The 15,011-nt window shown below is 57.5% G+C and carries 9 protein-coding genes; 6 read left to right on the top strand and 3 right to left on the bottom strand.

Annotation, left to right across the window (positions count from 1 at the left end):
- The first annotated feature begins 23 nt into the window (after positions 1-23).
- A complete protein-coding gene (locus VFU50_16140; GenBank protein ID HEU5234392.1) occupies positions 24-3,092 on the top strand; it encodes a hypothetical protein in 3,069 nt (1,022 codons plus the stop codon).
- A 24-nt stretch (positions 3,093-3,116) separates the two neighbouring features.
- Here VFU50_16140 and VFU50_16135 read toward each other — a convergent pair whose 3' ends face one another.
- Together VFU50_16135 and VFU50_16130 are read right to left on the bottom strand one after the other, a co-directional pair.
- Positions 3,117-5,840 carry a hypothetical protein gene (locus VFU50_16135; protein HEU5234391.1) on the bottom strand — a complete coding sequence of 908 codons (2,724 nt, stop codon included), beginning with the start codon at positions 5,838-5,840 and terminating at the stop codon, positions 3,117-3,119.
- 70 nt (positions 5,841-5,910) lie between these two features.
- Complete coding sequence (locus tag VFU50_16130; protein HEU5234390.1) at positions 5,911-6,816, bottom strand: hypothetical protein; 906 nt, start codon at positions 6,814-6,816, stop codon at positions 5,911-5,913.
- A gap of 262 nt (positions 6,817-7,078) precedes the next feature.
- Here VFU50_16130 and VFU50_16125 point away from each other — a divergent pair, with 262 nt between their 5' ends.
- The 5 genes from VFU50_16125 to VFU50_16105 all read left to right on the top strand — a co-directional run bounded on the left by VFU50_16125 (position 7,079) and on the right by VFU50_16105 (position 13,802).
- Positions 7,079-8,740: an OmpA family protein gene (locus VFU50_16125; protein HEU5234389.1), complete on the top strand. Its 1,662-nt coding sequence runs from the start codon at positions 7,079-7,081 to the stop codon at positions 8,738-8,740.
- A 305-nt stretch (positions 8,741-9,045) separates the two neighbouring features.
- Positions 9,046-10,884 (top strand): 2-oxoacid:acceptor oxidoreductase subunit alpha, encoded by a 1,839-nt coding sequence (locus VFU50_16120; protein ID HEU5234388.1) that lies wholly within the window; start codon positions 9,046-9,048, stop codon positions 10,882-10,884.
- A gap of 3 nt (positions 10,885-10,887) precedes the next feature.
- Positions 10,888-11,934: a 2-oxoacid:ferredoxin oxidoreductase subunit beta gene (locus VFU50_16115; protein HEU5234387.1), complete on the top strand. Its 1,047-nt coding sequence runs from the start codon at positions 10,888-10,890 to the stop codon at positions 11,932-11,934.
- A gap of 111 nt (positions 11,935-12,045) precedes the next feature.
- Positions 12,046-13,068, top strand: a complete 1,023-nt coding sequence (hpnA, locus tag VFU50_16110) for a hopanoid-associated sugar epimerase (GenBank protein ID HEU5234386.1) — start codon at positions 12,046-12,048, stop codon at positions 13,066-13,068.
- Positions 13,068-13,802: a hypothetical protein gene (locus VFU50_16105; GenBank protein HEU5234385.1), complete on the top strand. Its 735-nt coding sequence runs from the start codon at positions 13,068-13,070 to the stop codon at positions 13,800-13,802. Before hpnA ends, VFU50_16105 begins: the two co-directional genes overlap by 1 nt.
- A 45-nt stretch (positions 13,803-13,847) precedes the next feature.
- On the opposite strand, the gene VFU50_16100 is transcribed toward VFU50_16105, so the two are convergent.
- The gene (locus VFU50_16100; protein HEU5234384.1) at positions 13,848-14,810 is read right to left on the bottom strand and encodes a M28 family peptidase; all 963 of its coding nucleotides are present in this window, start codon (positions 14,808-14,810) and stop codon (positions 13,848-13,850) included.
- Positions 14,811-15,011 lie beyond the last annotated feature (201 nt).

The following is a 15,011-nucleotide window of genomic DNA, read 5'->3' as shown; positions in this document are numbered from 1 at the left end:
GCAGTAGGTTCCCGGGGGATGAGATGGATCGTGAGTGGCTTGCCCGACTTCTTCTGGCCGTACTTTTTCTAATCAGCCCATCTCTAATTGCACAGGAGTATTTCGGACAAAACCAGGTTCGATATCGAACCTTGGATTTCAAAGTTCTGAAGACGCAGCACTTCGACATCTATTACTACGATCAGGAAAAGCCTGCGATCGACGAAGTTGGACGCATGGCCGAGCGCTGGTACACGCGGCTGTCGGGAATTCTTGGGCATCAGCTCTCATCGCGCCAGCCGGTCATCGTATACGCGAATCATGCCGACTTCTCAGGAACGACCGTCATTCCTGAGATGCTCGGCGAGTCCGTTGGCGGCGTAACGGAGCCGCTGCGACGACGCGTTGTTATGCCTCTTGCCGGGCCTCTCTCCGACACCGATCACGTCCTCGGCCATGAACTGGTTCATGCTTTTCAGTACGACATCACGAAGAGAGGCTCTTCCCTTTTTGGGCAAATGCCTGCCGCTTCCAACCTGCCGCTTTGGTTTATTGAGGGCATGGCCGAGTATCTGTCGATTGGTCCGGTCGACCCCAACACGGCGATGTGGCTGCGCGACGCAGTGCAGGAAAACAAAATTCCACGTATTAAGGACCTCGACAATCCCAAGTATTTTCCCTACCGCTGGGGCCAGGCATTCTGGGCTTTTGTCGGCGGCAAGTACGGCGATCGCGCCGTCGGGGAAATGCTGCGAGCTGCCAGTCGCGGTGGAGCAAAGGCTGCCATCGCAGCCGTCGCGCATGAAGGCGAAGATGCGCTTTCTGAGCAATGGAAATCGGCAATGATCGATGCCGAGCGGCCGATCCTCGCAGCTACGACTCCCGCGGATGAAGAAGGACGACTGCTTATCTCTCCGAAGAAGCACGGAGGCCCCTATAACGTAAGTCCGGCGATCAGTCCTGACGGCAAGCAGTTGATGTTCTTTTCGGCGAAGGGGCTCTTCTCCATCGATCTCTACGAAGCCGATGCCGAAACGGGAAGCGTACTTCGCAAGATCACCTCGACTGCGATCAGCCCCCACTTTGTGAATCTTGAGTTCGTGAACTCCGCAGGCGCATGGAACTCCGATGGGCGCCAGTTTGCATTCGCGAACGTCACCGGCGGTAAAGCCGAGTTGTCCATCTACGACGTGCAGAAAGGCAAGATCACGCGGCACATTCCCTTCACGCACTTGGGCGAGGTGCTGAACCCGACGTGGTCGCCCGACGGCAGCCAGATTGCGATCTCAGCCAATGTCGGGGGACTCGCGGATCTTTTCACGGTTGATGTGAAAACTGGAGCGGTGAAGCAACTGACGAAGGATGCTTACGCCGATCTTCAGCCGGCGTGGTCGCCGGACGGTCGGACGATTGCTTTCGCGACCGATCGCTTCACCAGTCAACTCGACGATCTCGCCATGGGCCGCTATCGACTCGCGCTGCTCGATGTAGCCTCTGGGAACATCCGCGAGCTTCCCACATTGCAGACCGGCGACAGCATGAATCCGCAGTGGTCGCCCGATGGATCGTCTGTCTACTTCCTCTCGAACGCGAATGGGATCGCCAACCTCTATCGTGTTCCCGTTTCGGGAGGCGAGGCGGCGCAGGTCACAAATGTCCAGACCGGCGTAAGCGGAGTGACTGGAACGAGCCCCGCGTTCACGGTCGCGGCAAAGTCGGGCACGCTTGTGTACAGCGCCTTCGTGAAAGGCGACTTCCACATCGAACGCATCGATTCGCCGCAGTCTCCTTCAACGAGAGAAATAAAGGCAGTCGCGGACCTGCTTCCGGCGCTGCTGCCGCCTCACGCGCGCCGGCAGAGCAATGTCGAGGCGTATCTGCGCGATGCAGGCACAGGTCTCGTCGCCTCGGCGAACTTCCGCAGCGTGCCTTACCATTCACATCTCAGTCTTGACTACGTGGCGCCGCCCAGCTTTTTCGCCGGTCAAAGCACCTTCGGAACCAGCTTTGGCGGCGGCACACAGCTTCATTTCAGCGACATGCTGAACTATCACCAGGTAAACGTCGTCGGCGAAGCCATCACCGACAACGGCACGCAGAACTTCGTGCGCAATCTCACCGGATTGGTGAACTACGAAAACAATCGCCATCGTTTCACCTGGGGACTCACCGGCGGACAGGTTCCGTACGTCAGTGGCAGTGCTGGCGTCGCGCAGGGAGTTGCATCTGACGGAACTCCCATCTTTTTTCAGCAGGTCATTACTACATGGCAGGAGAATCGGCCCGCAACGGCCTACCTGCAGTATCCGTTCAACCGCGCGCAGCGGCTGGAGTTCAGCGGCGGATACGAGAACATCGGCTTTGCAGCCCAGGCGGATACTGAAGTGTTTGACGTGTTTGGGAATTTGCTGGCTCGTCAGACGCAGGATATTCCCACTTTGGGAGCACTGAACGAGGGCACGACCTCAGCGGCGCTAGTCTATGACACGTCGATATTCGCCGGCGTGAGTCCTATCGCTGGACAGCGCTATCGCTTCCAGGCTGGTGTGAACGGCGGCACATTGAACTTCTCCAATCTCCTGCTCGACTACCGCCGCTACTTTCATCTGGCGCGTTCAGTATCTCTGGCCGGACGGGTGCTGCATTACGGCCGTTACGGCGGCGATTCCGAGGACCAGCGCCTGCAGCCTCTTTATCTTGGTTATCCGGAGTTCGTGCGCGGCTACAACATCAATTCCATCTCGCCAAACGAATGCGGCGCCAGCTTCAGTCAAACCGGGGACTGTCCTGTGTTCGATCAACTCATAGGCAGCCGCATCGCCGTAGCCAACGCGGAGCTGCGGACGGAACTCCTCGGTCCTTTGGGGTTGATCCCACACACAACGGGAGTACCGCCGGTGGAGATTGGTCCGTTCTACGACGCGGGTGTTGCCTGGGGCAAACTGCAAGATCTGGGCTTCACTGGTGGTCCAACGAAAACGGTGAGTAGCATTGGCGGATTCCTGCGCTTCAATATCCTTGGCTTTGCTGTTGGTGAGGTCAGCTACGCCCGGCCGCACAATCGTCCGCTGCAGGATCACGTGTGGCAGTTCACGCTGCTTCCAGGGTGGTAGACAGGCTCCAGCACAGCACTACTCTTAGCTCGACCGCAGCTTTCCGGAACGCACTACGAAATAGGGCTGATTGTTGAGCTGCATGCCGAGCCCCGGATAGAGCCACGATCTCTGGTTTGTTCTTAACTCAAAGTAGTACTGAATTGGAAACACTGAGTCTGTATAGCTCGCTGGAATTGCCGCCTCGCGATTCTCACCATTGAGCCGCATTTCGAGCGACTGATAACGCTCCGCCTGATTCACATGTCGGTAGCGCAGTAAGACCGAAATGGGAACCTGCGACTGTGCGATCGTGACGACGATCGGCAGCTCCTGTCTCGGGACAAAGTTCGGCGGAGGAACGTGGTTGCACTGAATTACGTCCCTGCGCGGCCGGCCAAGTGCCTCGGCAACGGCTGCGCTCACGTTCTCCGAACTGTTGGTCGTTGACGACGCTCCTTCGAGCCGCTTGGCCATTTCCACAACATCCTCTTCGATTGCGGCGAGACGATCACTCCAGTGGCCGCGCTGATATGGGCGAGGACCGTAGGTGATGTCCTTCACATAGACCCCCGTCGCGTCATTGGTGAAACCTTTCCATGTATCACGCGCCTGGCTGTACATCCTCACCGCGTGTTCCAGCGCAGTGCGACTGCCCGATTGCTCGTAGATCGCGTACAGCGTAGCCGCGCGGAGTTTGGCGGCGAAGAATGTTCCAATCCCAATTTGGATTTTCACGTCTGCCGAGAGCCGGCGGAGCTCCGGCGTGTTTCGAGCGCTTCCCTTCTCCGCTTCAGCCAGATGTGTCGCGGCGAGGGCGGCTAGATCCTCAAGCCACTGCGCGACTTCGATCGGACTGTACTTCGCTCCATGCTCTCCTTTGAGAAGCTCGGCTGCGAAGTCGTTCGTGCGCGCGAACAGTTCTGGATCGAGCGGGCTGACGTTGCCGAATACTTTCGGAGCAGGAGTATCTCCGTAGGGAGAGTACTTGTTCGCGTCGACGATCGATTGGTTGGTGTAGAACTCCGGACCGTACGTATCGTTTGCGGCTGACGGCAGATGCGCAGTCGTGATGAGTGGAATGATACGAGTGGCGGCGCCCAAAGCACCTTCGACGGCCGTGGCACGCTCTGAGAAATCTTTTCGCAACTCGCGGCGCCAAACGTCGGGATCGGCGTTGGGGTTGTAAAGCATTCGTCCCCAGACACGATAGGTATAAAGATACTTTTGCCAATCTCGGTCTGGATTAAGCGAGGCTTCAGCATAAGCACAGCGGCTTCCCGGCAGGCCGGAGCCGCGCCGGCCTTTGAACGACAACGGCTCATACAGTTCCACTCCATTGCTGCCGCAGAATTGGAACGCTTGGGCGTGCGCTGCCGTCGAAACCGGATCACCCCACAACAAAAACCGGTGGGTGCCCGGCCAGATGCGGTAGATCAAGCTATAAGGGCGGTCCTCGCGCAGGAAATCAGCGTAGCCATAACGCGTGAAAATTCGCGAGCCTGTGCTGAGCGCGAAGAACGTGCCATCCTTGGGCGCCTCCCGTGGCATTTCCAATTCGCGAATCGCGGTCTGCTGGTAAGGCAGCCCCATGTGCTCGGCCCAGTACTTTGGCGAGAGCCTAACCGGCATGCCTGTGGCCAGCGCCGAATCGATCATCTTCTGATCGAGGCCTTTAGGATGGAGATCGATCTCGACGCGGCGTCCTGATTTGGGAACTCCGTCGAATACCGTTCGCCAGAAGTCATAGCTGCCTTCTCGCACGCCGCTCTCGCCGTGAGTTCGGAGCGTGACGCCGCTGATATCAGGGCATGCCTTCAGCAAAGCGGCGAGCGCGTCGCGGGAATAGGCAGCGTGATTATCTGGAGTAAGTCCCGAAATGGTGTAGTTGGACTGCGGCGTGTCGGCCCACTGGTAGCCATGCGTCCAGATGCCGAGTTGAAAGTCAATTCCGTGAGCTACCGCTTGGCGCGAGATGAACTGCAGCATTTCGAGATTGTGATCGCGCTCAGAGTCGGGCAGATTCACAGCACGCACTTCATAACCGGGAACTTGTAGAAGAAACGGATAAGCAAAGAGGAAATACGAGTCCGTAACATACTGCAGAAAATCAAAGCCGATTCCCAGATTGAGACTAAAGCGATTAATGCGCTGAGTTGCCAGCATTGAAAAGTACGCCGGCCACATTTCGCGATCGTTGAACCAGGGTTTGTCCTGCACATCGCTAACGAACAGACGCCCAATGCTGCGGACCTCATTGAAGGGCTGTTCTATGAGCGTCTTCTGATCGGCAATAACACCGATTGGATTCTCGCCGTGTCGAATTCGGTCAGCGAGTTCGAGCAGCGCGTACATAACTCCGCGCGCGTCGGCTCCGCTGACGAGCAGAATGGGGCGGTCTTTATATTTCGCTTGCACGACAGCGAGAGATTCCGGCGCAGTCGGTGGAGTCACACCTACCTCCTTCAAGGCTTCTCCGACAAGGGCAGAGCGAACTCCTGCAGCAACCACGATGTGGTCCGATTGCGGCGCTTGAGCGAAGGAGGAAAACTGCCGGACGGAAGTTCCGGCCTGGGAAACGGCTGCGGTTAACTCCTGCCGAGCCCATGCCACTGGCTGACTCGCGGCAATTGGATCGTCAGGATCAGAGATGAGCGAGATCCCTTCCTGTGCGGCTGCTGATAAGGCAGGAGAGCGGAGTCCAACAGCTCCGACCGAAAGTGCCCCCAGTTCAAGAAAGCGTCGCCGAGTCAGACGATTGCGTTTCACGGGAAAACATCTTAAACGCACAGAAAGCCGACCCGGCGAAAACGTTTATCTAGGTATCTCTCGTGACGTGCTATTCCATATCGCGATCATTCTCATTGATCGACACTGGCCCGTTCACCGTGGAAAGCCTGACTACCGTGGGGCCAGTTCCGAATTGGACACTCTTGTTGTCATCATCGAAATCCTTGCGTGCCGATTCACAGCCGGAGCAGTGAAATGGCGAGTAGCCTCGGGTCTGGACCAGCACTCCGGACATATAGTTGTTTGGCACCTTGAGAGCCAGCGGACCGTTAGTTGATGCGGCGTCCAGCCCCTTCCCATTCCAGGAAGTGCCGGCCAGCTTCACGGCAATGGGGCCATTCTCGGCGCGCAGCCTGACATCGCCCGAATTGCCGGCATAACTGATAGGACCGTTTGTGATATCAGCGCTGATCTCGCCCGAGGAGTCTTTGATCGACAGCGGACCGTTCGTGTTCTGCACTTCGACTTTGCCGCTCATTCCAGAAAAGGAAATCGGACCATTCAATCCGCTCAGCGACAGTGAACTGGTACGCGGCGCCTGCACGATGAGGTACGAGGTCCAATCGCCATCCTCGGGTCCGCTCACGCTCAGCTGTCCGCCTTCGAACGAAGTCTTGACAGTCAGCAATCGCTTTTCCGCCGTGGCCTGCTCGTCGCCCATGGCAAGCTTGCAGTTGAGCACAGCAAAATCCTTGCGATCGCTTCCGTACACAAAAATTCCGCCGTTCTGTGCTGCGCGGATGCGCACTGTGGACGAAGTCTCGGGCAGGTTGAGCCGGTCTTCCGACCGCGCAACTTCGCCGTCGTCGGGACGCACATGGATCTGATCGCAAGTGGTTATCGGCTCATTGCCGTCGATGTTGACATTTAATCCGTGGTGGCTGGCGTAGACGCGGCCGCTGAGAGTTCCAAATGAGAACAACGCGAGTGCAACCAGAGTACCTGTTCGGAGCATCGAACTAGACCTCCTGTCTCTGCGAATAGACTTCGGGGCGCAGTCGGGGTTAGCAGAACTTTTTTGGAACTGTTGGTTTTATTGTTGGCGCAAAGCGGCGCTGGCTTTTTTGTAAAGAAGCTTTGCCGGACAGCCGCTTGCTTTTCAGCACGATAAACGATGCTGTACAATTTCCGTTTCAGTCTGGGGTCTCGGGCTCGCTATCTGCCGTATCGGTCTCTCTTGAAACTGTTCTCGTGTTGTTTCTTTGGAGGAAACGCGCATGTCACCTCGCTTTTCGAGTTTTATAGGCCGTCTATTGCTGGCAATCGTTGCTGCGTGTGTGGGGTTGGCGGCGCAGCAATCTGATCAAGGGACGGCGACGCAGTCAAATAATGCAGCGGCGCAGACCGCTCCCGCACCACCCGCGAATCCCGCTCCCAGCACATACTCCGATGAGAACCAGCCGTCCAAAGTGGACGTTTTCACCGGGTACTCATGGCTGAGTCCCAATGGAGCGGTGAATGGGAATAAGGGTATTCCCGCCGGTTTCACGGTTGCGGCGTCGTACTGGTTCAACAAGTACTTCGGCGGCGTGGTGGAGACGGGCAACCACTTCGGCGATATCAACACCATCAATACGCTCACGGCCGGCCCAACCTTCCGCATTCCCTTGGAAGGGCTTACCCCGTTCGGGCTCGCGAGCTTCGGAATTAATCACGAAGAAGCCCGCGGATTCGGTCAGTCCATAGGATTTGGATTCACAGGTGGCGGGGGCTTCGACTTGCAGGCATTCAAGAAGCTCTCGATTCGTCTCTTTGAGGCTGAGTACGAATATGGCCACCATAATTTTGGTTTCGTAAATGGCCCCGGCGTTGGCTCCGTCCGCGACAACATGGGCGCGGTAAAAATCAGCGGCGGTCTGGTATTCCACTTTGGAACCCTCGGTCCGCCTCCTGCTCCGCCGACCGCCTCCTGCTCGGCACAACCAACGGAAGTGATGGCCGGCGAGCCAGTCCAGATTACTGTTCAGCCTTCCGGATTTAATCCCAAGCGAACGCTCAGCTACACCTACACCGCGACCGGCGGAAAAGTGAACGGCAATGGTGCGACCGTCAATGTCGATACGGCGGGACTTGCGCCTGGTTCGTACACCGTCACCTCCAACATCAGCGACGGCAAGAAAGGTACCGCGAGCTGCAACGCGACGTTCAGCGTGAAGCAGAACCAGCCGCCGACGATCTCCTGCTCGGCCAACCCGACTACGGTTCGTCCTGGCGATAGCGTCCAGATTAGCTGCCAGGGCCAGAGCCCCGACAATCGTCCGCTGACCTACAAGCACGAGTCGAGTTCCGGCAACCTGACGCCGAATGGACCGAATGCTACGCTCAACACCACCGGCGCGCAGCCTGGTCCAATTACGGTGACAAGCACAGTAACCGATGACCGCAACCTGAGCGCGAACACGCAAACGACTGTGACGGTCGAGGCTCCGCCACCGCCGCCACCGCCGCCGCCGCAGGCGAGCAAAATCAATCAGATCGAGTTCCCGAATAAAGCGAAGCCGTGGCGCGTCGATAACACCGCGAAAGCTGTGCTCGACGACGTGGCTCTCCGTCTCCAGCGCGAACCCGATTCAAAACTCGTCATTGTCGGCTCGACCGATCCGACCGAGAAGCGTCCGAACCTCTCCGCCGAGCGCGCGGTAGATGCAAAGTTCTACCTCACGAACGACAAGGGCATCGACCCGAATCGAATCGAAACCCGTTCGGGCGGGACGGCAGGCAAGATCGCTGAGTTCTGGATCGTCCCGGCCGGCGCTACTTACCAGGGCACCGAACCGACTGTGGATGAGAACAAGATCAAACCGATCCCGGATCATCCAGCAGCGAGAAGGGCTCCGGCTCGCCGGCGTCCAGCGGCTGCGGCGAAGAAGCCCAGCTAAATCGAAACCTCAACTTCAACACTCGGCCGAAGGAGCGATCCTTCGGCCTTGTCATTGCCCTTGTCATTCCGAGCAAAGCGAGGAATCCCTACCGTGCCCAGAATGCATGCGTACAGTAGGGATTCCTCACTGCGTTCGGAATGACGATCCAGAAGAGCTATTCAGCTCCCAGACATGTCCGTCGAATCCCCTGCCGCTTCCATTAGACGAAAGTTGCTCCTTCTCACCCCTCGACGGCACTATAATTTTCCTTTCCCACTGCTCAGATTGCTCGCAGTACGGAACTAATCGCTCAAGGACTATTCATGGCATCAGGGGACTTAGCCGTTCAGGACCTTGCACAAGGTTCTGAGCGGAACCGCATCGTCAACGACTTCAGCATTCAGGTAGCAACAGTAAACGGATCCGGATCGCAGTCGGCCAATACCGTTCTGCTCCGCAGCCTCTTCCGCATGGGCATCCCGGTTTCCGGCAAGAACCTCTTCCCGTCGAACATCGCCGGCCTGCCTACCTGGTACACCATCCGCTGCAGCAAGCACGGCTACATCGCCCGCAAGAAAGAGATCGACATGCTGGTGGCGATGAACCCGGAGACCGCAAAGGACGACGTGATGTCGCTCGACTCGGGCGCTGCCGTCGTGTACGACGAGCCACTCAAGCTTGACGCGCTGCGCTCCGACCTCATCTTTTATTCGGTCCCATACGACAAGATCGTCGTGAGCGTTTGCTCCGAGGCCAAGCTGCGCAAGCTGGTCAAGAACATGATCTACGTGGGCGTAGTGGCGCAACTGCTTGGCATCGATATGAAGCAAGTGGAAGCCGCTCTGCGCAAACAATTCGCAAAGAAGATCAAAGCCGCTGACCTAAACATGAACGCCGCACGCGCGGGCTATGACTACGCCGCTGCCTCGCTCACGAAGAAAGACCCGCTCTGGGTTGAGCAAATGAACGAGAACGAAGGCAAGGTCATCATCGACGGCAACGCCGCCGTCGCTCTCGGAGCCATGTTCGCCGGCGTAACCGTGGTCACCTGGTATCCAATCACGCCTTCGTCTTCCGTCTGCGAGCAATTGATCGACTACATGAAGAAGTACCGAATCGGTCCGGACGGCAAAGCGACCTTCGCGATCGTGCAGGCAGAAGATGAACTCGCCGCCATCGGTATGGTCCTCGGCGCAGGCTGGGCAGGTGCACGCTCGATGACCGCCACCTCAGGGCCCGGCATCTCGCTCATGACGGAATTCACCGGAATGGGCTACTACGCGGAAATTCCCGGCGTAATCTTCGACATTCAGCGCGTCGGCCCATCTACGGGATTACCCACGCGAACTTCGCAAGGCGATGTTCTATCGACCGCCTTCCTTGGCCACGGCGACACCAAGAACGTCATGCTCTTTCCCGGTAGCGTGACCGAGTGTTTCACCATGGCTGGCGAAGCCTTCGACGTTGCCGAGCAGTTGCAAACTCCGGTCTTTGTGCTGTCCGATCTCGACTTGGGAATGAATAACTGGATGTCTGCTCCATTCCCGTATCCGGACAAACCGTTCAACCGGGGCAAAGTGCTTACTGCCGAAGACCTGAACCGGCTCGGTGGATTTGGCCGCTATAAAGATGTAGACAACGACGGCATACCCTATCGCACGTTGCCCGGTACCGATCATCCTGCAGCGGCCTACTTCACGCGCGGCTCCGGACACAACGAGAAGGCGCAGTACAGCGAGCGTCCGGATGACTATCAGAACAATATGGAGCGTCTGGCGCGCAAGTTTGAGACAGCGCGATCGATTGTGCCGCGACCCGAAGTAGTCGCAAACAACGGATCGAAAGTCGGAGTGATCGCCTATGGCAGCAGCGATTTCGCCGTGCGCGAGAGCCACGACCAACTCAAGCGCGAGTATCGTGTCGACGTCGATTACCTCCGCATTCGGGCGTTCCCGTTTAGTCGCGAGGTACATGAGTTCATCGAGAAGCACGATCGCGTGTACGTCGTGGAGCAAAATCGCGACTCGCAGATGCTCAGCCTGCTGAAGCTCGACATCAATCCGTCGCACACTCCCCGGCTGCGCAGCGTGCGGCATTTTAATGGGCTGCCGATCGACGCACGCTCCGTGACCGACGACATCATCTCTCAGGAAGGTAAGTAGTTCATGGCCTCGACTCCAACCTCTATCCCCGCACCAAAGACAAACCGCCTGGGCCTGCAGGTGCTCGACTATCGCGGCGGCAAGACCACGCTGTGCGCCGGCTGTGGGCATAATGCCATTTCGGAACGCGTCGTCGATGCGCTCTACGAGATGGGCGTGAAGCCTGAGCGTGTACTTAAGCTTTCCGGCATTGGCTGCTCGTCAAAAACGCCGGCATACTTCGTGAGCCGCGCGCACAGCTTCAACTCCCTGCATGGACGTATGCCGTCCATCGCCACCGGCGCCGTTTTAGCGAATCGCAGCATGCTCTCGCTCGGTGTGAGCGGCGATGGGGATACGGCTTCGATCGGCATGGGACAGTTCGTCCATCTCATGCGCCGCAATCTACCGATCATCTACATCATCGAAGACAACGGCGTGTACGGACTTACCAAGGGCCAGTTCTCCGCCACCGCGGATTTGGGATCGAAACAGAAGACCGGCGTCATCAACGATCTTCCCGCGATCGATACGTGCGCGCTGGCAATTCAGATGGGTGCGACTTTCGTTGGGCGTTCCTTCTCCGGCGACAAGAAACAGTTGCTCACTATGCTGAAGGCAGCCATAGCGCATCGGGGGACGGTCATGCTCGACGTGATCTCGCCGTGTGTCACTTTCAATGACCATGAAGGCTCGACCAAATCGTACAAATACGTGCAGGAGCACGAGGAGGCTATCTCCGAAGCTGGATTTGTCCCGCATTTCGAAGACATCTCTGTTGAGTACGATCCCGGCACAACCTTCGACGTGCGTATGCACGACGGCTCGCATCTCCGGCTGCGTAAGCTGCACGAAGGCTATGACCCGACCAACAAGATCAAAGCCGTCGAGTCGTTACTGGAAGCGCACGAAAAAGGCGAAGTCCTCACCGGCGTTTTCTACGTCGATACGCAAAAACCGAACTTCGTCGACCTGCTGCACATGACCGATACGCCGCTTGCCCACATGCCTCAAGAGGCTTTGCGCCCGCCAAAGCGCGTCCTGGACGAAGTAATGGAGAGCCTGCGATAACCGGAGTGAAAACAAGGCCACGAAGTCGGAAGGGGAGGTCAGGAAGACCTTGTTTGTGACCTTCCCTTTCAACTTCGTGATCTTCGTGTTAACCTCCGGTTTCTTTACCGCATGAAAGCCTTCGTCACAGGCGCAACCGGATTCCTAGGCAGTCATATCGCCGAAGCCCTTCAGCAGCAAGGCGCGGAACTGCGTCTTCTGGCACGCGCGAACAGCCGGACCGAAAACATCGACTTTCTTAACGCAGAGCGCGTCATCGGCGATCTAGGCGATTTTGAGTCGCTGCGCAAAGGGATGTCAGGATGCGAGGCAGTGTTTCACGTCGCCGCCGATTACCGGCTTTGGGTGCGCAATCCGGAAGAGATGTATCGTGCCAATCTTGATGGAACGCTGGCCATCATGGACGCAGCGCGCCAGGCTGGAGTGAAGCGCGTGGTGTACACGAGTTCTGTCGCGACCATGGGATTTTTCTCCGACGGAACGATCGCTGATGAGAACACGCCAGTCGACATCTCCCAGATGATCGGGCACTACAAGAAATCAAAATTCATGGCCGAGCAGGTGGCACTGGCTGCGGGACGTGCAGGCTCGCCCGTGGTGGTGGTGAATCCTACGACTCCGATCGGCGAGCGCGACATCAAACCAACTCCCACGGGGCGGATCATTCTGGATTTCCTGAATCGGAATTTTCCAGCATACGTCGATACGGGACTGAATTTAGCCGATGTGCGTGAAGTCGCACGCGGGCATCTGCTCGCGCTGGAAAGAGCCACGCCGGGCGAACGCTACATCCTTGGTGGAGAGAACCTCACCTTAAAGCAGATTCTCGACAGACTTGCGGCGATTACCGGTCTGGCGTCACCCACAGTGAAAGTGCCTCATGCTGTCGCGTTAGGATTTGCCGCATTCGATCAATTCTTTATGGGCATCGTCCTTCACAAGGAACCTCGCGCCACGATTGAAGCCGTCCGCATGGGCCGCAAGAAGATGTTTGCATCATCCGCGAAGGCGGAACGAGACTTGGGATATCGCGTATTGCCGGTCGAAGATGCGCTGCGCCGCGCTTGTGGCTGGTTCATCGGACACCAGTACGTTCGCGAGCCGGTTCCTCTGGCGCTCGGAGCTGCTAACTGATGGCACGCGTCGGAATTGTTGCTGCCATGTTTCGCGAAGTGCATCCGATGCTTCGCACCATGAAGCCGCTGAAGTACCTGCCCGATAAACGCGTTCGCCTCTACGAAGATGATCAAAAGGTCATCGCCTACGCCGGAATGGGAAGCAGCTCGGCGGCAGTCGCATGTCGGGCTGTGCTGGCTACCGGTGAGTTGAGTGCCGTTGCCTCAGTCGGGTGGGCCGGCGGTCTAAATCCGACCGCATCTGGCGGACTGGTGGTCGAGCCATCCGTCGTGATCAGCGGAAGTTCGGGTGAGCGCTTTTCCGGAAATGGAACTAATGGCACGCTCGTCACAGTTGAACGCATCGCCGGGTTGGAAGAAAAGCGTCAGATCGGCGAGCGATTCGGCGGCGACTACGTTGACATGGAAGCTGCCGCGATCGCCGAATGCGCGCAGCAAGCAGAGCTTCCTTTCTACTGCTTCAAGGCCATCTCGGATGCCCACGATGCCCGCCTTCCCGATATGAACCGCTTCAGTCGCAACGGCAAATTCAGCGTCTGGCGATTTCTCGCCTACGTCGGAGTGCGCCCAGCTATCTGGGGAGCGATCTCCGACATGAGCCAGGCTTCTCTGCAGTCACGCGATGCATTATGCAAACGGTTGGAGGAGTGGGCGAAGAACATGACCCGTGAGAAGAGCGAACACGAAGGTCACGAAGTCGCAAATCAGAGGCCACGGAGTCCGTCTTCGTGACCTCCAGTGTTCAGGCTTCGTGACCTTCGTGTTCGCTCTTCTGGTTTACTTCGCCCCTGCATTCAGCAGCGCCAGCGTGCCCAGCATCGTATCGCCCGAAATCTCGAGACTTTTGGGGCTGAGCTTGTCGATGGTGTCTTCGACGGTGTGGTGAAAGGAATTGTTGTAGCCGTAGTCGAGGTCGATGAAATCCATTACGGGAATACCAACTTTTGAAAATGGCAGATGATCGTCTTCAATCGCGCTTTGGCGAGCGAACAGATGCGACTGATAGCCGTAGTGCGATGCGGCGACATATGCGATGGCCTGCAGGCGCGGTGAGGAATTAGCGTCCTGCTCGATGTTGAGATCCGCATCGCCAAGCATATCTGCGAGCAGGAGAGCTTTAATCTGCTTCGCGGTTCCATCCTGCTGCCATTTTTGCGCGAGGTGCTTGCTCCCGTAGAGACTGTCGCTCGACCACTCGCGCTGCATCGCTTCTTCGCCATCGGTGAATACCAGCCAGACGCTGTATCCCTCCATGGGTCCGTTCTTCACACGCTCACGTAACAGATTCGCGAATTCGAGCAGAAGGGCGGTCGATGAGCCGCCGTCATTGGCGCCCACGTACTTTTTCGGCAGCCAGGAGTTTGTCTCGTAATGGGAGGCGAAGACCACGATGCCCGGCTTCTTCCCGGGATACTTAGCAATGATGTTCCGAACCGGGAAAGAACCGACCGGGGTTTGTTGCGTAAAGGCGTCATCCTCAACCTGATCGCCTTTGACGTGTGCGTGGATGAAATCTTCGGCTTTCTTGTGTCCAGGACTGCCGAGAGGACGCGAGCCGATCGCGACGAACTGCTTTAGCAGCGTCCAGCAGCGTTGGGGGTCGAGCTTGAGCGCGCTATCCATTGCAGAATCGATCTGCTGCTGGGTGAGACCGATCTCGGTGCTTGAGTTTGAAGCGGCTGGCTGTGCAGTTTCAGCCTGAGGGCTAGCGGCATCGCTCTTGGCTGTGTTGCAGGCCATTAGGAGACAAGCGGAGAGGCAGATTATGAGCACGCGCATTGAAGCATTCAATGTTACGCCATTGCTTTGTCATTCCGAGCGGATGCTCACGCGTGTTGTTCGCGTGAACAGGAGAGAGGAATCCCTACCGGGGCTATGCTCTCAGCAAAGATCATAAGATGTTGATAGGGATTCCTCCGCCAAAAGCGGGCGTTCGGAATG

The organism is Terriglobales bacterium, from assembly GCA_035764005.1.
GTDB lineage: Bacteria > Acidobacteriota > Terriglobia > Terriglobales > Acidobacteriaceae > Gp1-AA112.
Note: the sequence above shows the minus strand (reverse complement) of the source record. Positions and strands in the feature narration are given on the sequence as shown.